Consider the following 21,669-nt stretch of genomic DNA (forward strand, 5'->3'; position numbering starts at 1 on the left):
AAGAGAGCATCAAATGGCCATCAAGCTCCCCATCTTCATGGATTACCACTCGACGACGCCGGTCGATCCGCGCGTCCTCGAGGAGATGCTGCCGTACTTCACCGAGAAGTTCGGCAATGCGGCGAGCCGCAGCCACCAATTCGGTTGGACGGCGGAAGAAGCGGTCGACTACGCGCGTGAACGCATCGCGAAGCTGATCAACGCGCAGAGCGAGAAGGAGATCGTCTTCACCTCCGGCGCGACCGAGTCGAACAACCTCGCGCTGAAGGGCGTCGCCGAGTTCTACAAGGACAAGGGCGACCACATCATCACGACGGTCACCGAGCACAAGGCCATCCTCGACACGTGCAAGCGTCTCGAGAAGGAAGGCTTCCGCATCACGTTCCTCGGCGTCGGCAAAGACGGCCGCGTCGACCCGGAAGACGTCCGCAAGGCCATCACCGACAAGACGATCCTCGTGAGCGTCATGCTCGCCAACAACGAGATCGGCACCGTCCAGCCCCTCGAAGAGATCGGCAAGATCACGCGCGAGAAGGGCGTGCTCTTCCACTCGGACGCGGTGCAGGGCGTCGGCAAGGTGGAGTTCGACGTCCAGAAGATGAACGTCGACCTCGCCAGCATCACCGCACACAAGATGTACGGCCCCAAGGGCATCGGCGCGCTCTTCGTTCGCCGCAGCAAGCCCCGCGTGCGCCTCGCCGCCCAGATGGACGGCGGCGGCCACGAGCGCGGCATGCGTTCGGGCACGCTCAACGTCCCGAGCATCGTCGGCTTCGGCAAGGCCGCCGAGATCATGATGAAGGAAGGCAAGGAGGAGGGCGTTCGCCTCCTCGCGCTCCGCGAGCGCCTTCGCACCCGCATCATGAACGCGCTCGAAGAGGTCTACGTCAACGGCTCGATGGAGCACCGCCTCCCCGGCAACTTGAACATCTCGTTCAACTTCGTCGAAGGCGAAGCCATGATGATGGCCATCAAAGACGTCGCCGTCAGCTCCGGCTCGGCGTGCACGTCGGCGAGCCTCGAGCCCAGCTACGTCCTTCGCGCACTCGGCGCGTCCGACGAGCTCGCGCACTCGAGCATCCGTTTCGGTCTCGGTCGCTTCACGACCGAAGAAGAGGTCGACTACGTGGCCGACCTCGTGATCGGCAAGGTCAAGCACCTGCGTGACATGTCGCCGCTCTACGAGATGCACAAGGAAGGCATCGACCTGAAGAGCGTCGCCTGGGTCGCGCACTAGTCAGGTTGGGGGCTTGCAGCCCCCTCGAAACCTCCGGTTTCGAGCCTCCCCCCGCTCTCCTTCGCACGAACGTCTCTGCTTCAGCGCTTCACAGGTCACTACCTCCGACGAGTTCAGCGTTTCCCTGTAGCGCTTCGCAAGTTCCTCCCCGACGAGTTCAGCGTTTCCGCCCTGCAGCGCTTCGCACGTTCCCACCCCGACGGTTTCCCAAGTCTGCTCGAGAATCGTGCCCGCTGGGGTCACCCCAAATTCCGTAGCTAGAAGAAAAGGCAAGTCATGGCGTACAGCGACAAGGTCATCGACCACGCAGAGAACCCGCGCAACGTCGGCACGCTCGACAAGGACGACCCCACGGTCGGCACCGGTCTCGTCGGCGCGCCTGCGTGCGGTGACGTGATGCGTCTGCAGATCAAGGTCAGCGACGACGGCGTCATCGAAGACGCAAAGTTCAAGACCTTCGGCTGCGGCTCGGCCATCGCGTCCTCCTCCCTCGCGACCGAGTGGATCAAGGGCAAGAAGGTCGAAGAGGCCGAGTCCATCAAGAACTCGGACATCGTCAACGAGCTCAACCTCCCGCCGGTCAAGATTCACTGCTCCGTGCTCGCCGAGGACGCCATCAAGAGCGCCATCGCCGACTACCGCGCGAAGCAGGCGGCCAAGCGCGCCGCGGAGTGATCGGAAAGCATCGAAGTCTTCGAAGAGCCCAGTGGTGAAGTCATGAGTACCAGCCCTGCCAACATCCAAGAGCCGAAAGCCGAGTCGAAGAAGCTCGGCATCGTCATCGCGCAGGGAGCGGTCGACGCGATCGGTGTGCAGATCAAGAAGCGCAACGTTCCGGATACGGCCTTGCGCGTCGGCATCCGCGGCGGTGGCTGCTCGGGTTTCTCCTACGTGATCGAGTTCCACGATGGCGCCCCGCAAGCCCGTGACGTCGTTTACGACCTCGTGGCGAGCGACGGTTCGCCCGTCCGCGTCGTCGTGGACAAGAAGAGCCTGCTCTACCTGAACGGCTCGACGCTCGAGTGGGAGAAGACCCTGATGCGCCAGGGCTTCAAGTTCGTGAACCCGAACGAGACGGCGAGCTGCGGCTGCGGCACGTCGTTCACGGTCTGACCGGTCTGGCTTACGCCGTCACGCACGGGCTCACGCCTCTTAGTTTGCAAACTGCATGTCTCTGAAACGCCGCTCTCGTGAGCGAGTGTTCGTGAGCTATTCCGATGGATCCGTTCGCCCTGCTCGGCGCTCCGCGCCGGTTCGATCTCGACCTCTCGGTGCTTGAAAAGACGCACCGCGAGCTGTCGCGCGCGCTGCACCCGGACAAGTTCGCCCAGGCGAGCGCGAGCGAGCGGCGTGCGGCGCTCGAGAAGGCTGCCAACGTCAACGAGGCGTGGCGCATCGTCCGTGACCCCATCCGTCGTGCGGAGGCGCTGTTCACGGTCGCCGGCATCAAGGTCGGCGAGACCAATGAACCGAAAGCCAGTCCCGCGTTCTTGATGGATGTGCTCGAGGAGCGCGAGGCGCTGGCCGAGGCGCGCACGGCCAAGAACATGGCGAAGGTGCGGTCGCTCGGCGAGAAGATGGAGGGCCGCTCGAAAGAAGCGGAGCGCAAGCTCGCTCGCGGCATCGAAACCGCATTCGCCGGCCGCGAGGAAACTCCGGACCGCGCAACGCTCGAAACGGTCTTGCCGGTGCTCGGCGAGCTCAGGTTCTACAAGCGCTTCCTCGACGAGGTGAGCGCGATCGAGGAGGAAGAAGCTTCATGACCTCGCTGCTCGAGATTTTCGATCCGAAGGCGCCGCCGCGCGCGATCGGGATCGATCTCGGAACCACCAATTCGCTCGTGGCTTACGTGAAGAACGAGCGGCCCACGGCGATCCAGGATTGCGACGGTCGCGCGCTCCTTCCCAGCGTCGTTCATTACGGTGCGGCGGGTGAGGTCGTCGTCGGCGAGAACGCTGCGCGCCGCGCCGCCGAGAGCCCGCGCGAGACGATCGTGAGCGTGAAGCGCTTCATGGGGCGCGGCGCTGACGACCCCGAGACGGCGCGTCTCGGTCCCTACGCATTCTCCATCCCGAAGGCGGGCGAGCCGAACGTCGTTCGCTTCGACGTTCGCGGCAAGGCCATCACGCCGGTCGAAGTGAGCGCCGAGATCCTGCGCGCCCTCAAGCGCCTCGCGGAAGACGAGCTGCGCAGCGTCGGCGGCGCCGTCATCACCGTCCCTGCGTACTTCGACGATGCGCAGCGCCAGGCCACGAAGGACGCAGGGCGCCTCGCGGGACTCGAAGTCCTCCGCCTCATCAACGAGCCCACGGCCGCCGCTCTCGCGTACGGCCTCGAGAAGAAGCAGAACGGCAAGTTCGCGGTCTACGACCTCGGCGGCGGCACGTTCGACATCACCATCCTCGTTCTCGACAACGGCGTGTTCCAGGTTCGTTCGACCGGCGGCGACAGTGCGCTCGGTGGTGACGACATGGATCGCGCGCTCGCCGAGGAGATCTTCGCGAAGACCGGTCGCGATCCGAAGACGGCGTCGCCGGGCGAAGTGCGCGTCGTCCTCGACGTGGCTCGTCGCGTGAAGCACGGCCTGACCGGAGCGCAGGAAGTCGAAGTCGAGAACCCCTTCGGCAAGGAGCCGAAGAGCGTCGTCATCACGCGTGCCCGTTTCGACGAGCTCGTCGAACCGCTCCTCGCGCGAACGGGCGTCGCGTGTCGTCGCGCTCTCAAAGACGCCGAGATCAAGCCCGGCGAGCTCGACGGCGTCATCCTCGTAGGCGGCTCGACGCGTGTGCCCGCGGTTCGCAGTTACGTGGCGAAGCTCTTCGGCAAGGAGCCCCTCGGCGACATCGATCCCGATCAGGTCGTCGCGCTCGGGGCCGCCGTGCAGGCGAATCTGCTGGCCGGTCACGGCGACGTCGAAGACGTGCTGCTCCTCGACGTCATCGCGCTCTCGCTCGGCATCGAAGTCGGCGGTGGCATCGTCGACCGCATCCTTCCGCGCAACACCACCACGCCTGCTGCGGCGCGCTCGACGTACACCACGCAGGAAGACAACCAGACGGGCTTCGAGATCCACGTCGTGCAGGGCGAGCGCGAGCTCGCGGCCGACTGCCGGAGCCTCGCCAAGTTCACGCTGCGCGGCATTCCTCCCATGCCCGCGGGCCTCGCGCGCCTCGAGCTCACCTTCCGCGTCGACGCGGACGGCTTGCTCGGCGTGCATGCCGTCGAAGAAACCACGGGCATCGAGCAGACGGTGAGCGTGAAGCCCTCGTACGGCCTCGACGACGAGACCGTCGAGCAGATGCTCCTCGACGCCATCGATCACGGCGAAGAAGACCTCGCCGCTCGCCGCCTTGCCGAGGCGCGCCTCGAAGCGCATCGCATCGTCACCTCCACGAGGAAGTCGGTCGTCGCCGACGCCGACCTGCTCCTCGCCGGCGAGCGCGAAAGCATCGAAGCCGCCGTCGCGAAGCTCGAAGAAGTCGCCAAGGGCGACGACGCGCGGCGCGTCCAGCTGCACATCGAAGATCTCGACGCGGCCACGAAGGACTTCGCCGGTCGCCGCATGAACCGCGCAATTGCGCAGGCAATCGAAGGACAGAAGCTCGACACCGTCGAGCAGACCGTCGAGCACGCGAAGGGCATCGAGGCGGCCCACGCGCATGCGCCACTCCCTCCGCCCCCCGCTTCTCGCTAAGGAGGCCGCACCATGGCCATCGTTCGCTTCAAAGGCTACGCAGACGTCGAAGTTCCGGTGGGGTCGAGCATCCTCGAGGCTGCTCAGAAGGTCGACGCGCCCGAGGGCTACGCCTGTGGCGGCGTCTGCGCCTGCTCGACGTGCCACGTCTACGTGACGAAGGGCGCCGAGCTCCTCAGCGACAAGGAAGAGGAAGAGGAAGACATCCTCGACAAGGCCTTCGACGTGCGGAACTCGTCGCGTCTCGGCTGTCAGTCGAAGATCCTCAAAGACGGCGAGATCGAGGTCGAGATCACGCGCGAGAGCCTCGAAGCCTTCGAAAACGAGCACCCCGAGCACCGCGGCAAGTACACAAAACGCGCTAGCTGACTCGTGGGGACCGTCCCGGTCCCCCTCGAAACCTCCGGTTTCGAGCCTCCCCCCCGGCGCCGTTCGGCCTCGTGCTTGCGCACGAGAGGAGACGGGCGGCATCACTCTCGAGGCCTTGCTTGTCTTCGGACTTTGACGAGGTTCTCCGGTCGCCCTCGAGACCTCCGGTTTCGAGCTCACCCACGCCTCGTAGGCCAGGACTACGGAGTGCTTGGAAAGAGGGCCTCGAACTTTGCGAGGCCGTGTCGTGCGAGCCATCTCTCGAACGTCATCAGCTCGGGATGGATCGCACGCAGCGCGGGGATGTCGGCCCGATAGCCTTCGTCGTTGAACCAGCGCACGGCGTTCATGAAGCTCTCCGTCCGCGCGTGGTCGGACGCAGGCGCGTCGAGCGCAGGCGCGAAGGTGTCGAGCCCCACGTGCTCGTAGCGAATATCGCGGCCGCTCGCACGGCTCAGTGCCGCGACGACCTCTGGTCCGGTCAGCGCGTCTCCTGCGATCTCCAGGGCGACGTTCATGAATCGCTCGGGTTGGTCGAACGCGAGCCCGACGAAGACGGCGACGTCACGAAGGGCGATGAGCTGCTCGCGCGTGTCGGGACGAAGGACGGTGGCGAGCTTGCCGGTCTGTATCCCGAGCCTCGTGCCCGTGAAGTTTTCCATGAAGGACACGGGGCGGAGAATCGTCGCGGGGAGCGAGAGCGCGCGAATGCGCTCTTCGATGATCCACTTGCTGTCCCAATTACGAATTCCCGTCTTACGCTCGGCGCCTCCGACGCTCAGATAGACGAAATGCGAGACGCCCGCGCGCGCGGCAGCTTCGGCGACGTTCGTGCCGAGTCGAATCTCGTCCTGGGGGCCGTAGCCCGGAGGTGTTCCGGGATATCCCTCGGCGGTCTGGATGCTGACGACGCCGTGAATGCCCCGCATCGCTTGCTGCAGGAAAGGAGCGTCTTCCATGCTGCCCTCGACGAGCTCCATCCCTGCGCCGAGAAGTGTCTGAGCGGCAGAGCTCTCGCGATTTCGCGTGAGAGCCCGCACGCCGTAGCCGATGGCGCAGAGCCGCGTCACGACCTCTCGACCTTGGTTGCCGGTCGCTCCGGTGACGAATATCCAACCACGATTCATCGAATCCTCCGTAGTGAGCGCCTCATCGTAGAAGGAAGATCTCGGCCATTGCCGCATGGCGGAGTCCGAGCGTTTGGTCCGATCGTCCAGAAAGGAGACGACACAATCCCGTGAGCACGGTGACGCAAGGACTCGCAGGGGGGCGCGTTCGAGCGCCGATTTACAGCCGACTGGAGGTCGCGGCGCCGTGGGGCGTCCACGGCGAAACCGTCGGCACCCAGCTTTATGCGGTGACGCGCGGATCCTGCGTGCTCACGACGGCAAGCGACCGCTTCACGCTCGTTCCTGGCGATCTCGCGTTGCTGCGCCGCGGCCTCTCGCATGCACTGAACGATCCCTCGTCGATGCGCACCGTCGCTGCTGCCGAGCTCTACGCAAAACGCGGCGACAGGCCATGCGGCGGACTCCATCGCTTCGGCGGCGACGGTACGGAGGCCACGCTTGGGGCGGCATCCTTCTCCCTCGACGAACGAACCGCTGATCTCCTTCAGACGAGTCTGCCGGACGTGCTGGTCGTCAAGGCACGAGACGAGGTGACGGCCGACTGGAGGAGATCGACGTTCGAGCTCATCACCTCTGATGTGCATGGTGCACGAGTCGACCCGCTCGTTGCCGCGCACCTGATCGACGCGCTCTTCCTCGACACGCTCCAGAGTTACGCATCGTCGAACGCGACCGGCGGCTGGCTCCGTGCGCTCGACGAGCCCGGCATCGGCGTCGCGCTGCGCCTCCTGCACGAGCGCCCTGCTGCGCGCTGGACCGTCGAGGAGCTCGCACGTGCCGCCGCCATGTCACGCTCGTCCTTCGCCGCGCGCTTCACGTCGGTGATCGGGCTCGCACCGATGACATACCTCGTACGCCACCGCATGCACGTCGCGGCAGAGATGCTGGCGACGGGTAACGTCTCGACGGACGACGCGGCGAGCGCCGTCGGGTACGAGACGAGCAGCGCTTTCGTGAAAGCCTTCCGGCGTTGGTTCGGCAAGACACCAAGCGAACATCGTCGTCACGCACGCGGCCGAAGCGGATAGTTGTTCGTGCCAAGCTCGAGCGCGTTCTTTCGGGCGACGCCCGACTTGGCGCGGAAGGGCAGAGGCTCTATGTAGGCGCCGATGGCCCCGACCACTGCTTCTGCCGTCTCTAGCCGCGGCGACCGTCCGTTCTGGATCGTGAACGGCGTCGTGTCCGTGGTTGCGCTCGCGATCCTCGCGTACCTGCTGCTCCTGCGCCGTGGGTCGGGCGATCCCTCGAGCCTCGCGTTCATGCCGGCCGTGAATGCCTCGTTCAACGGTTTGGCGGCCATCCTTTTGGTGCTCGCCGTGCGGGCGATCAAGAACAAGCAGGTGTCGACGCACCAGAAGCTGATGCTCGGAGCGTTCGCATCGAGCACGTTCTTCCTGGTCGGCTACCTCGCCTACCACTACGTGCACGGCGACACGAAGTACCCGGGCACGGGCGGTGTGCGCGTGGCGTATCTGCTCATGCTCGCGAGCCACGTGATCTTGTCGATCCCGGTCGTGCCGCTCTGCCTCGCGGCGTTCTATTTCGCCTTCCGGCGCCGCTTCGACACGCACAAGAAGATCACGAAGTTCCTCTTCCCGATCTGGCTCTACGTGTCGGTGACGGGCGTGCTCGTCTTCTTGATGCTTCGCAGCGCGTACGGCTGAAGACTCGCCCGGCTCACTCGGGCCGAAGCGTGAGCAGAGCGATTTCCGGCGGAACGCCGAAGCGCACCGGAAAGATGCTCGTGCCCACGCCGGTGGTCACGAAGAGGTGGCGTCCTTCTTCGACGACGTGACCCGCCGCGAAACGCTCGCCATAGTCGGAGGGGACCACGGCTCGGCCGATGAAGGGCAGCTTCACCTGCCCCCCGTGGGTATGGCCGGCGAGCGTGATGGATGCACGCGCGTCGATGCTCGGAAAGACGTCCGGTTCGTGGACAAGCACGATCATCGGTTCGCCTGCTGGGACCGCATCGAGCGTCGGACGGATCTGCTGCTCGCGCGTGACCGCGTCGGCGAGGCCCACGATGTAGAAGGACTTGCCGTTCTTCTCGATGCGACGAACCTCGTTCTCCAGCACCACGATGCCGTTCGACTCGAGTGCATGACGGACGCGAACGCCGTCGTTCCACCAATCGTGGTTTCCGAGGACGGCGATGACGCCGAGCGGGGCGCGCAGCTCAGCGAGCTCGTGGGCGATCGGTTCGGGGGACGTGCGTGTGCCGAACTTTACCCCGTCGATGACGTAGTCGCCCGCGAGCAAGACGAGGTCGGGGTGCTCCGCGTTGGTTTTACGGACGAGCTCTTTCAGGTCCTCGAGCTGCCAGTGAGGCGAGCCGACGTGCAGATCCGAGAGGAGCGCCACGCGAAGCCCCGCGTGTTCGGCTCGCCAATGCGGGATCGCGAGGTCGACGCGATCGACGACCAGTCGTGCGGGCTCGACGAGAAAGGCCCATGCTGCGAGTCCCATCGCCACCAGTACGACCAGGGCCTTTGCGATCGCCGATGGACGGATCGACATCCCACCTGAACGGCTGCGGCGCTCTACCAATTCCAGCCCTCTTGGGGGGGACCATAGCGCCGATGAGGCTACTTGGTTCGAGCGTCGCGCCGTTTCTTTCGCTCGCCTTGCTCGGGGCCGGGCCCCTTGCGGCGTCGTGTAGCTCCTCGGAAGAGACGTCCGCGCCGTGCCAGAACGTTGCCGCCGCGGACAAGGAAGCTTGGGTGATCGGATGACCCAATACCAGGCGAACCAAAAGGATCGGCCCGTTCTCACGGAGGCCGAGGTCGAGCAGCTCCGTTCCGCCGCGTCACAGCTCGTTGGGGAGGGCGCGGTCGGAACGAAGATGATCGATGGTTGGAGGGCGCTCGCCGATGCTCACGATCGGGTCGTTGCTTCGCTTCGTCAGAAGCGGCGTATCAACTGATCGCGACGGTGTCGAACGCTCGTCCGCGTACGGTTTTCGTTACCTCCACTCGAAGAGCGACGCTCGGATCCCGCCGCCTTCCTCCGTCTCGAATTCGAACGCGCAAGCCATGCCGTTCAAACGCGACAACTTCGAAGACGTCGTCGAGTAGAAGGTGCAGCCGCGCCAGCTCATTCCACCGGCGGGGCCGGTCCTCCTGCCACGGCCGTAGCCTTCCCAGGTGATGACGTCGCCGTCCTTGCTCATGAATACGCCTCGGCCTTCGCCCTTGAAGAAGCCCGCCGAGGTCATGATCGCGGTGTAGGTACCTTGATCGTGTCCGTCGACGCCCAAGAGCTTGCCCGAACCGACCATCGAGGCTTCGTAGGACGGTAGACCCGGCTCTCCGGCAAGCACACGCATGGACGTGATCTTGCCCGAGTACTCTCCGATCTTCTCTCCCAACATGGCACACCTCCAGGTTGGAACCGATCCAGAGCGCGCAAGCGACGTGCCGTTCGAACGAGCACGCGATTCGGCGTTATCGCGAACGGTCGCCAGGCGACGAGGCGACGAGTGTCGTCACAGAGTGCCACGGCGTGCACGCGAGACACGCCGGCTCGAATCAGGGGCGCGTCAGGGGGAGGTGCCCGAGGTCGACTGGGTGGTGCCGCCGGGCTGGGACTTCGTGAGGTTCGGGTACACGAACAAGAGGCCGAGCCAGTAGAGCGTGCAGAATACACCCGTCGCGATGAAGCTTCGGCGGACGGCCGACTTCAGGGATCCTCCGCGCGCGGAAACGAGCGGGATGAGGATCGTCACGCCGAGAATGCTGATGAGGAGCGCCTTCTGCATCGCGAGCCTTCGGGGAGTGTATCACCAGGCCTTGGCCAAGCGCTGCTTGACCATGCGGCCCCAGGGGCTCGGCTCGAGCGACGCGCCCACGCCGCAGGTGTCTTTGAGCTCGAGCAGCAGATTCGGCGGGCAATTCGTGTGGAACGTGTATGCCATCCAGGGTACCTCGAGGCTCTCGGCGAGGTCCCAGAGCTTCACGATGTCGTCGGGGAGCATCTTGGCGCTGTCGTCGTCCACGGGGCCGACCTCGCCGATGAAGATGGGGAGCTTCGAGGCCGGCCGTTTCACGAGGGCGTCGAAGCGCGCCGGCCGATCGTAGATGTGCGTCTCGTAGGCGATGTTGACGCCGTCGCCCGCGGTGATCGGATGGTCCATGTAGTAGTCGAGCACGCGCCCCCATTCGCGCGTTCCCTGGACCGCGACGATGTGGCGCTTGTCGGGGCGCTCGACGCTTCGGATCGCCGCGACCGTGTCGTTCATGGCCTTCCAGACTTCGCCGTCGAGCTTGCCGTCGTCGTTGCGCTCGGGCTCGTTGACGAGGCCGAACATCACGAAGGGCATGTCGCGCAGCGCGGAGGCGAGCTTCTTCCAAACTTGTTGCGTGCGCTCGGACGGCCAGCCGAGCGGTGCGAAGCTCGGCTCGTGCCAGAGCGAGAGCAAGACATAGACGCCCTTCTTCTTGCCGACGTGTCCGACGATTCGCATCACGTCGTGGAAGTAATCGGCGTCTTCGAGGACGTTCCGATAGTGCGCGCGGCCGTCGCCGGGCCCCTTGTCGGCGTAGCTCTCGAGCAGGACGCGCACGAAGTTCGCGTGCCAGTCGTCGACGAGGACGTCGATCCGACGAAGGACCTCCTCGACGTGAGGCTTCTCCCACGAGCACGAGTCACACGAGCGCGTGTCGTGCAGGTTCGCGCCGCGTCCGTGGAAACGCTTCCCGTCAGGCAGCACGATGTGATTGCCCTCGGTCCGTAGCCAACCCGTGATCGGTCCGACGACGGGCGGAGTCTCCTCGACCGGTGCAGGTGGGGGCGACGGAGCCGGCTCGGGCAGGGCAGGCGACGACGGCGGCCTGCCGCACGCAGCGCCCGAGGTCACGCCCCAGGCTGCGATCGTGAGCGCCACGAGCGCCGCACGGCCTCGGCACGCGGCCAAACCGGAGATCATTCGCGTTGGGCGTTGGGCGTTGGGCGTGACGCGGCCGTTCGCTACTTGCCGAACGACGCGTTGAGAACGACCGAGCCGAGGAACTTCGCGCGACCGACCTCGTCGATCGTTCGACCCGCGGCGACCACGCTGGTCTCACCGATGAAGACGCCGAGAAGCGCTGCATCGACATTCTGGGCCATCGGCACGGTCGTCGCGTTCTCGGTCACGAGGCGCAAGACCACGATGCAGCGCTTGCCGCGGCTGGTGATGCTCTGGATCTGCGCGAGCATCCGGCCCATGTCCTTCAGGCCGAGGTTGCGCGCGTCGAAGACCGTGAGCTCCTGACCCAGCTCGCTCGCGAGACGCGCCATGCCATGAGCAATTTCGAGAACACCGTCGGGATCGCGCTTGCTCGAACCGATGAACGCGAGCGACTGCCAGTCATGCTGCTGGCAGCGAAGCCAGAGACGCTGCCAGACCGGGTCGAGCGTGTTCGAGCCGGCCATGAGCGAGGGCATGCCCTCGCCGCCGTCGAGGTCACCCATCGGGGCGTGCGCTTCCATCGGGGCTCCCATGGGGGAAGGGATCGCCGGCGGCGACGCTGCCGGCGCGCCGTACGCGAGGGTATCGTTCGGGCGCTTCGTCAAGACGTCGCCTCGCTTCGATGGCGATGGCGACGACTGCGACTCGCTCGCATCCTCGTCGACCTCGGAAAGGGCTCCGTCATCAGGTGGGAGTATAGCCATAACGTCCTACCGGTCTGAAGGTCGAAATCCGCGTTTTTCCGTCGCGCTCGCCGTTCGGCCCCCCGAACCCACCGCCCGATCGAGCGGGACCGGCGGAGATGCGCCCGCGCGGGGGTGCAGGGCCGTCGCATGGAACGGCCCGAGCGAAGCGCCAAGCAACCAACGTGCGTGCCATGCGAGAATCCGTCCGCCGAATGGTGTGTCTGCGTCGAGTTTGGGGCGTTTTCGCGCCGTTTCTGCTCGCCGCGCTGTGCGCGTGTGGCAGTCGAGGCTGCGGTCGCGAGCCAGCCGCGGAGGGCCAGAAGTCTTCGCTTCCCAAGGAGATCGCCTACGTTGGGCGATTCGATCTCGGGGACTCCGCCCGGTTTGCCTGGTCGGGATCGACGATCCGCGTTCGTTTCGAGGGGGCGTCGTCGATCGCCGTGCGCCTGAAGGTCGCGTCGCCCGGCTACGGGTTCAACCCGCCTGAGCTTGCCTATGCGATCCGCGTCGACGATCGGCCGAAGGCCGCCCTTGCCGTGAACCCGGGTGAGGCGCGCTACGAGCTGGCGCACGGTCTCGACCCCTCCACGCCACACGAAATTGCGCTGACCCGCGAGGCCGAGGCCTTCGCCGGCATCGACGCGCTCCTCGCGGTCGAGCTGCCCGAGGGCGGTCGTTTTCTCCCCGTCCCTCCGCGTCGACACCGCCTCGAGGTCGTGGGGGACTCGATCTCCGCGGGCTACGGCATTCTCGGAGCCAACGCGCAGTGCCGGTTCTCGTTCGCGACCGAGCGCGCGAGCATCACTTACGGCGCGCTCCTCGGGCAGGCCCTCGATGCCGACGTGACCATCGTGGCGTGGTCGGGCAAAGGCATGCTTCGGAACTTCGACGGCACCACCGAGGACACGATGCCGGAGCTCTTCGAGCGGACGCTGCCGACGGAGCCGACGAGCACGTGGAAGTTCGGCTCCCCTGCCGACGCGGTCATCGTGAATCTCGGCACGAACGATTGGTTCGGAGGCGGTGGCCGTCCGCTCGAGATCCGCGCGTTCGAGGACACCTACGTGCGCTTCCTCCATCGCGTGCGCGAAGTGCATCCGCGGGCCTTCGTGTTCGTCGTGTCGAGCCCGATGCTCGAAGATCAGATGACGCCGTCCGGTCCCGGCACCGCCTCTGAGCTCTCGCGCAAGAGCCTGCAGCGCGTGGTCGAACGAAGGCGTGCCGAGGGCGAGACGCGCATCGAGTTCGTCGATCTCGAGCCGCAGGGGCCGAACGTCGGTTGCGACAGCCATCCGAACGCAGAGAGTCATCGCCGCATGGCGGCGCGACTCGAACCGAGTTTGCGCGCGCAGCTCGATCGCTGAGACGCGCTCCGCAAGAGCTCCCGATGCAAGCACGCGCTTGGCAGGCCCGATGCTTCGTGGCCGCTCGATGTCGCTCGTGCGCACGGCCGGTTCGCTCTTGGCCACGTCGGCCGTCTTGCTGCTCGCCTCACCCGCGTGCGTCATCAAGCTGAATGACAAGAACGCGCCGCTCGACAACGGGGGCGTGACCGGCGTGTCCGCGGACTGCGAGGTGATCGTGCCGGCGGCGCGAGCCATCGTGAGCGACGGGCCTCCCGCGATCAAGTACGTCGGTCGCTACGACATGAGTGACGCGGCCGGGCCGAAACTCGACTGGTCGGGCAGCTACGTGAGCGCGCGTTTCACCGGCACCGAGGTGGCGATCAACATCAACGTGCCGGACAACATGGACACCTCGTTCATGTTCGAGGGCGTCGTTGACGGCCAGGACTTGGTGGACTTCATGGTGTCGCCCGGCCAAACCCGCTACCCGATCGCGACGAACCTCCCGCCGGGTGAGCACGAGGTCGTCGTCATGAGGAACACCGAGCCCCAGAAGGGCGTCTCGCAGTGGGCGGGCTTCGACTTCGGCCCAGGTGGCCAGCTCCTGCCCCCGACCGTCAATGCGCGTCGGATCGAGATCATCGGCGACTCGATCACGTGCGGGTACGGCATGATGGGGCCGAACGCTACATGCCCGTTCGACGTCGAGGTTCGCCCGAACGTGCGCGTCCCGGTCACCGAGAACGTGTACCGCGCGTACGGATCGATTGCGGGTCGCGAGCTCTCTGCGGACGTCGTGACGCTCTGCTACTCGGGTAAAGGCGTCGTGCTCAACTACCGCGAGCCCAAGGAAGAGCAAGAGCCGCGAACGACGATGCCGCAGTACTACGAGCGGACCATCTGCGGCGATCCCGAGGGGGCCAAGTGGGACTTCACCAAGGACGCCCAGCCACAGGTCGTCCTCATCAACCTCGGAACGAACGACTTCACCCGCGACGTCGATGCGGACACCGTCGCGGACGGCATCGATCTGCCGCGCTTCCGGGCCGGTTACCTCGACTTCGTGAAATCCGTCCGGGCGCGCCGGCCCGACGCGCACATTTTTCTCGGGGTTTCGCCGATGCTCACCGACAAATTCCCGCTGGACAACGCCCGATCGGAGATGCGGGACACCTTCGGAAGCGTAGCCGACGAGCTGAATGCGGCCGGGGACACGAAGGTGTACCGTATCGAGTTCGTCGAACAAGGCACCCGCTACGGCCTCGGTTGCGACTACCATCCGAATCAGGAGGTCCACCGCATCATGGCCGAACAGCTCGTAGGAGCCATTCGGTCGAAGACATGCTGGTGAACGTCAGCGACTCGATGAGTACGAACACGCAGCAGGCGCGCAAGGCGCGAAACCGAGGTTACGAGCAGCACGAAGGGCGACGGTCGTGAACAATCGACCCCGCACCCCGGGCGCGTCGTCGTTCCCGCCGCCGCCCGCGCCGAACGCTGCGCAAAACGCCCTCCTGCAGAAGGTCGCAGCAAAATACGGCGCCTTCGGTGCCCGTCCGGCCGACGAGGAGCTCGATCGTCGCGTTCTCGCGGACGACTTCTTCAAGCCTACGCTGCAGATCATCGCCGGCGTCTTCGTGGCGTCGCTCATGGCCGCGGTGGTCTCGCGCCCGTCGTGGGGCGCGCCCGGCATGTGGGCGAACTCGTTTCGCCTCGACAGCGTGCTCATCGTCATTTGGGGACCGCTCCTCTGGTGGGCGATGTCCCGCTTCCGCGTGTGGAAGAGCCTCCGCATCTATCTCGTGCTCTCGCTGTTCATCGAAGCGTTCAGCGAGTCGATGTTCAAAGAGATGGGCGTGGCCGACGGCGGCGGTTACTGGGACACCGTCATGTGGCCGTCGGCGGTGGCCTGGTACGGCACGCTAAAGGAGTTCGCCGGCATCCCCGGCGCATCGCTCTCGACGTTCACCCTGGTGACGGGGTTCCTGCTTTATCGAGCGATCACCGGGAAGAAGGCCGAGAACTACACGCCGCCGCCCAGGTTCGCGCGGCAGGCGCTCTACACGTTCCTCGGCGCCCTCGTGGGGCTCGCGGTCATCGGCATCTTGCGCGGTGGTGCGATCGAGCCGGCGTTCCGTCAGACCATCCACCTGATGCAGCTGCCACTCGTGGCACTGCTCTTCCTCTACGCGCTGCGCATCCCGGACGACCTTGCCTCGGTCGGAACGGCGTTCGTCGCCGCCGCCGTCGCTCGCAGCCTGCTCGTCGCCTACGTCTACTTCGGCGTTTGCATGCCGGCCGGCATCACCGCGATGCCCGGCAAGCCGGAGTGGTGCACGAACCACTCGGACAGCGTGCTCTTCGTGACCGCGCTGATGATCCTACTCAGCCACGCGCTCGAGCAACGCAATTCCAAGGTGACGCTGCGCGCGATCGGTCTCGGCGCGATCATTCTTCTCGGCATCGTCCTCAACAACCGGCGTCTTGCGTTCGTCAGCCTCGGTACCGCGCCGCTGGTCATGTATCTCGCGCTCAAGCCGAGCAAGAGAAAGCGCCGCGTGACGATCGCGCTCGCGGTGCTCGTGCCCCTGCTTGCGGGCTACGTGCTCATCGGCTCCGAGATCAACTCGTCCTCACCGCTGCTCAAACCGGCGAAGCTCGTCACGTCGGTCATGGACCAGAAGGACACGTCGAGCCAGTCGCGCGACGTCGAGAACGAGAACCTCATCTACACGCTCAGCCAGACGCCGCTCATTCCGAAGGGCTTCGGTCACGAGTACGACTACTCGCCGAACAATCCTCCGGTCGACCTCGGCGACCTCTTCAAGAACTACCGTTACATCGCTCACAACGGTGTGCTGTGGATCTGGTCGCTTGCGGGCGTGGGCGGCTTCGCGCTGCTGTGGTTCCTTTATCCGCTCGCCGGAACGCTCGCGCTACGCGGCTACCGCGGAGCTGCGACCGCACTCGAACGAAGCGCTGCCTTGAGCGCCCTCGCCATCGTCGTGATTTGCATCGTCCAGATCTGGGGCGACCAGGGCTTCAGCAGCTACATGACGCTGCTGACCTTTGGCGTCGGCTTCGCCATCGCGACCCGGCTTGCGGCAAGAACTGCTTGAGCTGAGGCTCCCCAAGGGCAAACCGGCCCCGAATGGGGGGAGGGGGCCAGGGTAGGAGCGGCAAGCGGCAAGCGGCAAGCGCGAGGGGGTCGAACCGCCCCGTTGAGCGTGCGCGGGGGCGGCCGAGCGGGGCGAGCGACTCGCCGCGACCGCCTCTCCCTGCGACCCGGGGCATGGTCAATTCTTGCGCAGTCACGCTGGATTCTCGGGAAAAGCAGGGCGTCGGTGAGGCCCTGCGCCGGCCGGCCACGCGGCAAGCGCCGGCAAACGCGCACCAGGGCGGGCCACATGGGCCCGAAATCGACGTTCCGCACTGCCGCCGCGCTTAACGAAGCGTCCCTGACGCGGGCGCGTCACCCAAACGGCGTAGTCACGGGGAAACGCCGGATAACGGTAAGCTTCGGTGAGGTAGGCACTCGTCGTGCTAACGTTGCTGCCCAAGTATGAGTCGCCATGGCGGCGTCCTCGGCCACTGAGCGGCAGGGGCGTCGGGCGGCATCGGTCGAGTGGGCCGAGTGGGCGTGGATTGGGAGTGGATTGATCGTGAACCAGCAGGCCGAGCGACGGGTGGGGACAGTCATCGGCGGCAAGTGGCGCGTTGACGCGCTGCTCGGCTCCGGCTCGATGGCTGCCGTCTATGCCGTGACGCACCGCAATGGCGCGCGTGCCGCCCTCAAGATCCTTCACCCGACACTTTGTACCGACCCGGCCGTTTGCGAACGGTTCCTGGGCGAAGGGTACCTTGCGAACTCCGTCAAGCACACGGGCATCGTCCGTGTCCTCGACGACGGCGTGACCGACGACGGGTGCGTCTTCCTCGTCATGGATCTGCTCGAGGGCAGAACGCTCGAGCAGCTCCGTCAGGACAAGGGCAACAAGATCCCGCTCGTCGAGACGCTCGACATCGCCGATCGACTCATGGATGTGCTCTCGGCCGTGCACGCGGCGGGCATCATCCATCGAGATCTGAAGCCCCAGAACGTCTTCATCTGCGAAGACAACACGCTCAAGCTCCTCGATTTCGGTGTCGCACGCGTCTTCGACCGCACGTCGCAGAGTAAGCTGTCGATGTTCGGGCTCGTGCTCGGCACGCCGTCGTTCATGTCGCCGGAGCAGGCGCTCGGCTCGCGCGACAAGGTCGATCACCGAAGCGACATCTGGTCTCTCGGCGCGACCGTCTTCACGGCCCTCACCGGCGAGACCGTGCACCTGGGGGCCAACGTGCAAGCACGACTGCTTGCAGCGGCCACCGTGAAGGCGCGCTCGATCTCGATGGTCATGCCCGATCTGCCGGCGCCCCTCGCGGCGGCGATCGACATGTCGCTGCGTTTCAAGAAGGAAGACCGCTGGCAGACGGTCGACGCCATGCGACGCTCGATTCGCGAGGCTCGTGAGAACCTCGGCCTCGGTCGTGCGATGACGATCCCGCCGGGACCGTTCTCGATGTCGTCCGACGAGCACACGCAGGTCGACAAGTTCGTGCCGGCCTTCAACGACGGCTCGATCACTCGGCACGTGTCCGCGCCCCCGGACGGATCGGGCGGCACGTTCATCGGCATGGGCCGCGAGGCCGGCGGCGCGATGGTCGGAAACGACGGTTCGGTGCCGGAGATGGTCGCCGCGACCCCGGCGATGAGGCCAGGAGCGCCTTCGAAGCCGCCGGTACTTTCTCGGCCTCCGATGGTGTCGGTTCCGCCAATGGGCGGAGGACCGATGGCGAGCGTATCGCCTCCCGCGGCGCCCTCCGTTTCCCCCGCCGGAACGATTCGTCGCGTTCCGACGTCGCCCGATACGTTTCGTCCGATGCGCTCGTCGCGTCCGGACGGACAAGACGGCAGCATCCCCGCGTACGGCAGCACGCTCCAGCGCGGGCTCGAAGAGAGCTCCGACGATCCGGCGGGGCTCGCGACGGCTCGTCGAGGAACGCTGGCGGTGTGGGCCATGGCAGGTCTGCTCGCCGTCGCAGCGCTCGGCGGGATCGCGTTCTTCGCCGTGAAGCGCGGACCGCTCGCCGGCGGCGGCGACGCCGATCCCGTTCCGACCACGCCGCAGATCGTCTCGGCGACGAGCGCAGCCCTGCCTCCGCCGATCCCGACCACGCTTCCCACGGGCGTACCTTCCGTGGTGGACACCGGTACGCCCACGACGAAGATTCTCACGCCCGAGGCCGATGCCGATGCTCCGGCGCGACCGCCGGTCGTGGCACAGCCCGCGAATCCCACGTGGCGTCAGGCCCCGCCGCGGGTCGTGACCCCGAAGCCCCCCAACACCCCGACGACTCCGAACGAGCCGCCGACGGAGACTCCCAAGCCCACCCCTACCGTGCCGCCCGACCCCTTCGGGACGCCGGACTGACTGTTCGCTTTTCGGCATGACTGCTCGCTCGGCGCGCAGTCGACCGCGTATGTGACGAGGAGAGACGATGGCTCGTATCGAGGAAGCAACCCTCTTTCGACCGGACCCCAAGCTTCAATATCCAGGTCGCCCCGGTGGCGGCGGTGGTGGTCCTGCGGGCGGGGGTGGCGGCGGGGGTGACGACGACGACGGGCCGAACATCGCGATCCGCGAACGCATCTCGGAAGCGGCGCGTTCGGCGAGGCGTCGTAAGGGGCTCTCCGCCGTCGTCATGATGATCTGCGGCGCGCTCACCGTGCTCGGAGCGATCTTCGCGCCGCGCACGTACGAAGTGGAGTCGCGCGTTCTCGTCCAGCGAACGAACACGTTCAACGGTCAGAATCAGCAGTACCTCAGCCCCGAGGAGACGCGGAACATCGCCAAGGAGTACGAGGAGCAGGTTACCGCGCGCGACAACATCATCGCGATCGTGCGTCAGAAGAACCTCGTCGAGCGCTGGGACGACATGCGCCAGCCGCATCGTCGTCTGATCGACAAGATCAATCGCAAGCTCGGCAAGGCCGGTCCGTCGGACGAAGACAAGTACGACGCGCTCGTCGGCAACATCCAGCAGCGCCTCAAGGTGTGGGTCGACGCAACGACGGTCACGGTGAAGCTCGATTGGGCGGAGCCGACGGCCGCACGTGACATCGTCGACGCGGCGGTGAAGAACTTCCTCGACGCGCGCTACCAGTCGGAGGTCGGCGTCATCCCCGCGCGCCTCAAGATCCAGGAGACCTTCGTTTCGCAGGCTCACAAGGACCTCGAGGCGTCGGCCGCCGAGCTCGTTCGTCTGACGAAGGCAAACGATCCGAACAAGCGCGCCAACGTCTACGTTCCCGCGCTTCCGCAGGGCGTCGGCAACAGGGCGGAGCCGCCGGCCGAGGCCGACCCCGCGCTGAAGGCGCGCCTCGATACCATCCGCCAGCAGATCGCCGTGCTGAACGAAGCGAAGATTCGCCGGAGCACGGAGCTCGAGCAGCAGCTCATCGAGAAGCGGCAGACGCTCGCCGAGGGACACCCGGAGATCGTCGCGCTCAAGCAGACCATCGCGGCGACCAGCGCTGATCCGCCGCAGCTCGCATCGCTCAAAGCGCAGGAGCGCGAAATCCTCGCCGAGATGAACGCGCAGCAGAAGGCGGCGCAGCAGAAGGCAGCGGATGCCGCGAAAGCCGCTCTGCCGCGCGCGACGACGCCGGCTCCGGCGGTGCCCGAAAAGACGCCGGAGGTCGCGGCGGCTACGGCGCCGAAGAATGTGCAAGATGCACAGGTTCAGTTCGACACCGTCACGGCCAAGTACCAGACGCTCGTGAAGCAGATGCAGGATCTGCAGGTCGAGCTGCAGACGGCGGAAGCGGCGTACAAGAACCGCTACAAGATCACGCAGCCTGCGGACGTGCCGACGGCTCCGAAGCGCCCGGTGGCTCTCATCGCGCTCGGCATCGGCCTCCTGGCGACCATCGCCGCGATTCTGCTCGTCGCAGCGATTGCTGATCGCTTCTCCGGCATCTTCTACGAGCCGCGAGACGTGCGCGACCGCCTCGGATTGCCCGTCTTCGCCACGTTCTCCTGACGCGGGCGACCCCGTCGTTCGCAGTGCGAGGCCGATCGTCCCTCGGGGATGGTCGGCCTCGTGGCTTTTGGAGGTCGCGCTTCGCCGGGGGCGCATGCCTCGGCCTGGCATCGGCGCTGCAACGTCGGGGGCGCCCGGGGCGGAGCAGAAAACATGCGGCGCTTTCTGATCCTCGGTGGTGCGGGCCTTGTCGGCTCCCACCTCTGTGATCGGCTTCTCGCCGCGGGGCGGGAGGTCATCGTCGTCGACGACCTCTCGAGCGGCAGCTACGCGAACGTCGCGCATTGGAAGTTCGAGCCGCGCTTCGCCTTCGTGGAGCACGACGTTCGCTCGGCCTTCGACGCGAAGGTGGACGTCATCTTCCACCTCGCGCTTCCGTCGTCTCGCGCGAGCTGCCGCCGAGACCCCGTCGGTGCCGCGATGACCTGCATCGACGGGACGAGGCTCGCTCTCGACGCCGCAGCCCGTGCGGGGGCGCGGCTCGTCATCGTGACCTCGACCGAACGCTGGGGGCATGGAGCTCGTTCGGCCGAGTCGTTCGCCCTGGACTTCGCGAAGCAGCGTGGGCTCGACGTTCGTATCGTGCGGCACGCTTCAGTCTACGGCGCTCGGATGGCGCCGGACGGAGACCACGTCGTCAGCACGCTCGCGCTCCGAGCGTTGCGTGGCGAGACCCTCGAAGGCGGTCGACACGACGCCACGGACACGTACCGCGTCGTTCATGTCGACGAGGTCGTCGAGACGCTGGTGCGGACGATCGTCGCTAGCCATCGGCCACCGCCTCTTCTGGCGGGGTACGCAGAGACGAGCTTCGAAACGATCGCTCGCATCGTGACGGCAGCGGCGCATACCACCTTGGGCGTGACGGGAACGACAATGCGGGGCAGCGTCGCCACGGTGCAGGGGAACACTGCGCCGCACGGGTCGGTCGCGTCGTTCTCGAATACCCCAAGCTTGGAGGGAGCGTTGCCTGCGGCACACGTCCTCGGTCCGCTGCCATCGGTCGAGCTCGCAGACGGCGTCGCGCGCACGGTGACATGGTTTGCAGCGCGGATCGCCCACTTCTTCGACCGTGAATCGCGAGGCGCGTTTGCGCGGACGGATGCCGCGCGGGAAACGGTCTCATAACGAGGTTGCGACAAGCTCGCGTTCGCCTACCGCGTCGACTGG

Annotated in this window: 21 protein-coding genes; 15 read left to right on the top strand and 6 right to left on the bottom strand. The window is 66.1% G+C overall.

The window, feature by feature from the left end:
* Nucleotides 1-19: 19 nt before the first annotated feature.
* The 6 genes from AKJ09_RS26800 (at nucleotide 20) to AKJ09_RS26825 (ending at nucleotide 5,300) form a co-directional block, all read left to right on the top strand.
* The gene (locus AKJ09_RS26800; RefSeq protein ID WP_205634061.1) at nucleotides 20-1,237 is read left to right on the top strand and encodes an IscS subfamily cysteine desulfurase; all 1,218 of its coding nucleotides are present in this window, start codon (nucleotides 20-22) and stop codon (nucleotides 1,235-1,237) included.
* 276 nt (nucleotides 1,238-1,513) lie between these two features.
* Entirely contained in the window at nucleotides 1,514-1,912 is a 399-nt protein-coding gene (gene iscU, locus AKJ09_RS26805; protein WP_146650563.1) for a Fe-S cluster assembly scaffold IscU, read from the top strand.
* A 42-nt stretch (nucleotides 1,913-1,954) separates the two neighbouring features.
* Complete coding sequence (locus AKJ09_RS26810) at nucleotides 1,955-2,350, top strand: HesB/IscA family protein (protein WP_146650565.1); 396 nt, start codon at nucleotides 1,955-1,957, stop codon at nucleotides 2,348-2,350.
* A gap of 104 nt (nucleotides 2,351-2,454) precedes the next feature.
* Nucleotides 2,455-3,000 (top strand): Fe-S protein assembly co-chaperone HscB, encoded by a 546-nt coding sequence (gene hscB, locus AKJ09_RS26815; protein ID WP_146650567.1) that lies wholly within the window; start codon nucleotides 2,455-2,457, stop codon nucleotides 2,998-3,000.
* Nucleotides 2,997-4,931: a Fe-S protein assembly chaperone HscA gene (gene hscA / locus AKJ09_RS26820; protein ID WP_146650568.1), complete on the top strand. Its 1,935-nt coding sequence runs from the start codon at nucleotides 2,997-2,999 to the stop codon at nucleotides 4,929-4,931. The genes hscB and hscA overlap by 4 nt, the downstream gene beginning before the upstream one ends.
* Nucleotides 4,932-4,943: 12 nt before the next feature.
* Nucleotides 4,944-5,300 (top strand): 2Fe-2S iron-sulfur cluster-binding protein, encoded by a 357-nt coding sequence (locus AKJ09_RS26825; RefSeq protein ID WP_146650569.1) that lies wholly within the window; start codon nucleotides 4,944-4,946, stop codon nucleotides 5,298-5,300.
* Between the two features lie 200 nt (nucleotides 5,301-5,500).
* Here AKJ09_RS26825 and AKJ09_RS26830 read toward each other — a convergent pair whose 3' ends face one another.
* Entirely contained in the window at nucleotides 5,501-6,427 is a 927-nt protein-coding gene (locus AKJ09_RS26830) for an NmrA/HSCARG family protein (RefSeq protein ID WP_146650570.1), read from the bottom strand.
* Nucleotides 6,428-6,537: 110 nt separating this feature from the next.
* On the opposite strand from AKJ09_RS26830, the gene AKJ09_RS26835 reads away from it, so the two are divergent.
* Entirely contained in the window at nucleotides 6,538-7,458 is a 921-nt protein-coding gene (locus AKJ09_RS26835; RefSeq protein WP_146650571.1) for an AraC family transcriptional regulator, read from the top strand.
* 81 nt (nucleotides 7,459-7,539) lie between these two features.
* Nucleotides 7,540-8,094, top strand: a complete 555-nt coding sequence (locus tag AKJ09_RS26840) for a DUF420 domain-containing protein (RefSeq protein ID WP_146650572.1) — start codon at nucleotides 7,540-7,542, stop codon at nucleotides 8,092-8,094.
* 13 nt (nucleotides 8,095-8,107) lie between these two features.
* On the opposite strand, the gene AKJ09_RS26845 is transcribed toward AKJ09_RS26840, so the two are convergent.
* On the bottom strand, nucleotides 8,108-8,950 hold the full coding sequence (locus AKJ09_RS26845; RefSeq protein WP_146650573.1) for a metallophosphoesterase: 843 nt from the start codon (nucleotides 8,948-8,950) through the stop codon (nucleotides 8,108-8,110).
* A gap of 211 nt (nucleotides 8,951-9,161) precedes the next feature.
* On the opposite strand from AKJ09_RS26845, the gene AKJ09_RS26850 reads away from it, so the two are divergent.
* Nucleotides 9,162-9,356, top strand: a complete 195-nt coding sequence (locus AKJ09_RS26850; protein ID WP_146650574.1) for a hypothetical protein — start codon at nucleotides 9,162-9,164, stop codon at nucleotides 9,354-9,356.
* 39 nt (nucleotides 9,357-9,395) lie between these two features.
* On the opposite strand, the gene AKJ09_RS26855 is transcribed toward AKJ09_RS26850, so the two are convergent.
* The 4 genes from AKJ09_RS26855 to AKJ09_RS26870 form a co-directional block, all read right to left on the bottom strand.
* Complete coding sequence (locus AKJ09_RS26855) at nucleotides 9,396-9,803, bottom strand: hypothetical protein (RefSeq protein ID WP_146650575.1); 408 nt, start codon at nucleotides 9,801-9,803, stop codon at nucleotides 9,396-9,398.
* A 168-nt stretch (nucleotides 9,804-9,971) separates the two neighbouring features.
* Nucleotides 9,972-10,190: a hypothetical protein gene (locus AKJ09_RS26860; RefSeq protein WP_146650576.1), complete on the bottom strand. Its 219-nt coding sequence runs from the start codon at nucleotides 10,188-10,190 to the stop codon at nucleotides 9,972-9,974.
* A gap of 21 nt (nucleotides 10,191-10,211) precedes the next feature.
* A complete protein-coding gene (locus AKJ09_RS26865; RefSeq protein ID WP_146650577.1) occupies nucleotides 10,212-11,357 on the bottom strand; it encodes a cellulase family glycosylhydrolase in 1,146 nt (381 codons plus the stop codon).
* Nucleotides 11,358-11,398: 41 nt separating this feature from the next.
* Nucleotides 11,399-11,986, bottom strand: a complete 588-nt coding sequence (locus AKJ09_RS26870) for a hypothetical protein (protein ID WP_146650578.1) — start codon at nucleotides 11,984-11,986, stop codon at nucleotides 11,399-11,401.
* Nucleotides 11,987-12,258: 272 nt separating this feature from the next.
* On the opposite strand from AKJ09_RS26870, the gene AKJ09_RS26875 reads away from it, so the two are divergent.
* From AKJ09_RS26875 to AKJ09_RS26900, 6 genes are all read left to right on the top strand, one after another.
* A complete protein-coding gene (locus AKJ09_RS26875) occupies nucleotides 12,259-13,431 on the top strand; it encodes an SGNH/GDSL hydrolase family protein (RefSeq protein WP_169927889.1) in 1,173 nt (390 codons plus the stop codon).
* A 49-nt stretch (nucleotides 13,432-13,480) separates the two neighbouring features.
* The gene (locus tag AKJ09_RS26880) at nucleotides 13,481-14,764 is read left to right on the top strand and encodes an SGNH/GDSL hydrolase family protein (RefSeq protein ID WP_146650580.1); all 1,284 of its coding nucleotides are present in this window, start codon (nucleotides 13,481-13,483) and stop codon (nucleotides 14,762-14,764) included.
* 85 nt (nucleotides 14,765-14,849) lie between these two features.
* Entirely contained in the window at nucleotides 14,850-16,532 is a 1,683-nt protein-coding gene (locus AKJ09_RS26885; RefSeq protein WP_146650581.1) for an O-antigen ligase family protein, read from the top strand.
* Nucleotides 16,533-16,985: 453 nt separating this feature from the next.
* Nucleotides 16,986-18,887, top strand: a complete 1,902-nt coding sequence (locus AKJ09_RS26890; RefSeq protein ID WP_146650583.1) for a serine/threonine-protein kinase — start codon at nucleotides 16,986-16,988, stop codon at nucleotides 18,885-18,887.
* A gap of 67 nt (nucleotides 18,888-18,954) precedes the next feature.
* Nucleotides 18,955-20,499: a GumC domain-containing protein gene (locus tag AKJ09_RS26895; RefSeq protein ID WP_146650585.1), complete on the top strand. Its 1,545-nt coding sequence runs from the start codon at nucleotides 18,955-18,957 to the stop codon at nucleotides 20,497-20,499.
* Nucleotides 20,500-20,652: 153 nt separating this feature from the next.
* Nucleotides 20,653-21,627 carry an NAD-dependent epimerase/dehydratase family protein gene (locus AKJ09_RS26900; protein ID WP_169927890.1) on the top strand — a complete coding sequence of 325 codons (975 nt, stop codon included), beginning with the start codon at nucleotides 20,653-20,655 and terminating at the stop codon, nucleotides 21,625-21,627.
* The last annotated feature ends 42 nt before the right edge of the window (nucleotides 21,628-21,669 follow it).

Source organism: Labilithrix luteola (assembly GCF_001263205.1).
GTDB classification, from domain to species: domain Bacteria; phylum Myxococcota_A; class Polyangia; order Polyangiales; family Polyangiaceae; genus Labilithrix; species Labilithrix luteola.

Excerpts from the sequence above, each read along its gene's own strand:
- AKJ09_RS26895 (WP_146650585.1), top strand. The coding sequence starts at position 18,955 with ATGGCTCGTATCGAGGAAGCAACCCTCTTTCGACCGGACCCCAAGCTT.
- AKJ09_RS26880 (WP_146650580.1), top strand. The coding sequence starts at position 13,481 with ATGCTTCGTGGCCGCTCGATGTCGCTCGTGCGCACGGCCGGTTCGCTC.
- AKJ09_RS26830 (WP_146650570.1), bottom strand. The coding sequence starts at position 6,427 with ATGAATCGTGGTTGGATATTCGTCACCGGAGCGACCGGCAACCAAGGT.
- hscA (WP_146650568.1), top strand. The coding sequence starts at position 2,997 with ATGACCTCGCTGCTCGAGATTTTCGATCCGAAGGCGCCGCCGCGCGCG.
- hscB (WP_146650567.1), top strand. The coding sequence starts at position 2,455 with ATGGATCCGTTCGCCCTGCTCGGCGCTCCGCGCCGGTTCGATCTCGAC.
- AKJ09_RS26855 (WP_146650575.1), bottom strand. The coding sequence starts at position 9,803 with ATGTTGGGAGAGAAGATCGGAGAGTACTCGGGCAAGATCACGTCCATG.
- iscU (WP_146650563.1), top strand. The coding sequence starts at position 1,514 with ATGGCGTACAGCGACAAGGTCATCGACCACGCAGAGAACCCGCGCAAC.
- AKJ09_RS26850 (WP_146650574.1), top strand. The coding sequence starts at position 9,162 with ATGACCCAATACCAGGCGAACCAAAAGGATCGGCCCGTTCTCACGGAG.
- AKJ09_RS26860 (WP_146650576.1), bottom strand. The coding sequence starts at position 10,190 with ATGCAGAAGGCGCTCCTCATCAGCATTCTCGGCGTGACGATCCTCATC.
- AKJ09_RS26845 (WP_146650573.1), bottom strand. The coding sequence starts at position 8,950 with ATGTCGATCCGTCCATCGGCGATCGCAAAGGCCCTGGTCGTACTGGTG.
- AKJ09_RS26840 (WP_146650572.1), top strand. The coding sequence starts at position 7,540 with ATGGCCCCGACCACTGCTTCTGCCGTCTCTAGCCGCGGCGACCGTCCG.
- AKJ09_RS26890 (WP_146650583.1), top strand. The coding sequence starts at position 16,986 with ATGGCGGCGTCCTCGGCCACTGAGCGGCAGGGGCGTCGGGCGGCATCG.
- AKJ09_RS26875 (WP_169927889.1), top strand. The coding sequence starts at position 12,259 with ATGCGAGAATCCGTCCGCCGAATGGTGTGTCTGCGTCGAGTTTGGGGC.
- AKJ09_RS26865 (WP_146650577.1), bottom strand. The coding sequence starts at position 11,357 with ATGATCTCCGGTTTGGCCGCGTGCCGAGGCCGTGCGGCGCTCGTGGCG.
- AKJ09_RS26900 (WP_169927890.1), top strand. The coding sequence starts at position 20,653 with ATGCGGCGCTTTCTGATCCTCGGTGGTGCGGGCCTTGTCGGCTCCCAC.
- AKJ09_RS26810 (WP_146650565.1), top strand. The coding sequence starts at position 1,955 with ATGAGTACCAGCCCTGCCAACATCCAAGAGCCGAAAGCCGAGTCGAAG.
- AKJ09_RS26825 (WP_146650569.1), top strand. The coding sequence starts at position 4,944 with ATGGCCATCGTTCGCTTCAAAGGCTACGCAGACGTCGAAGTTCCGGTG.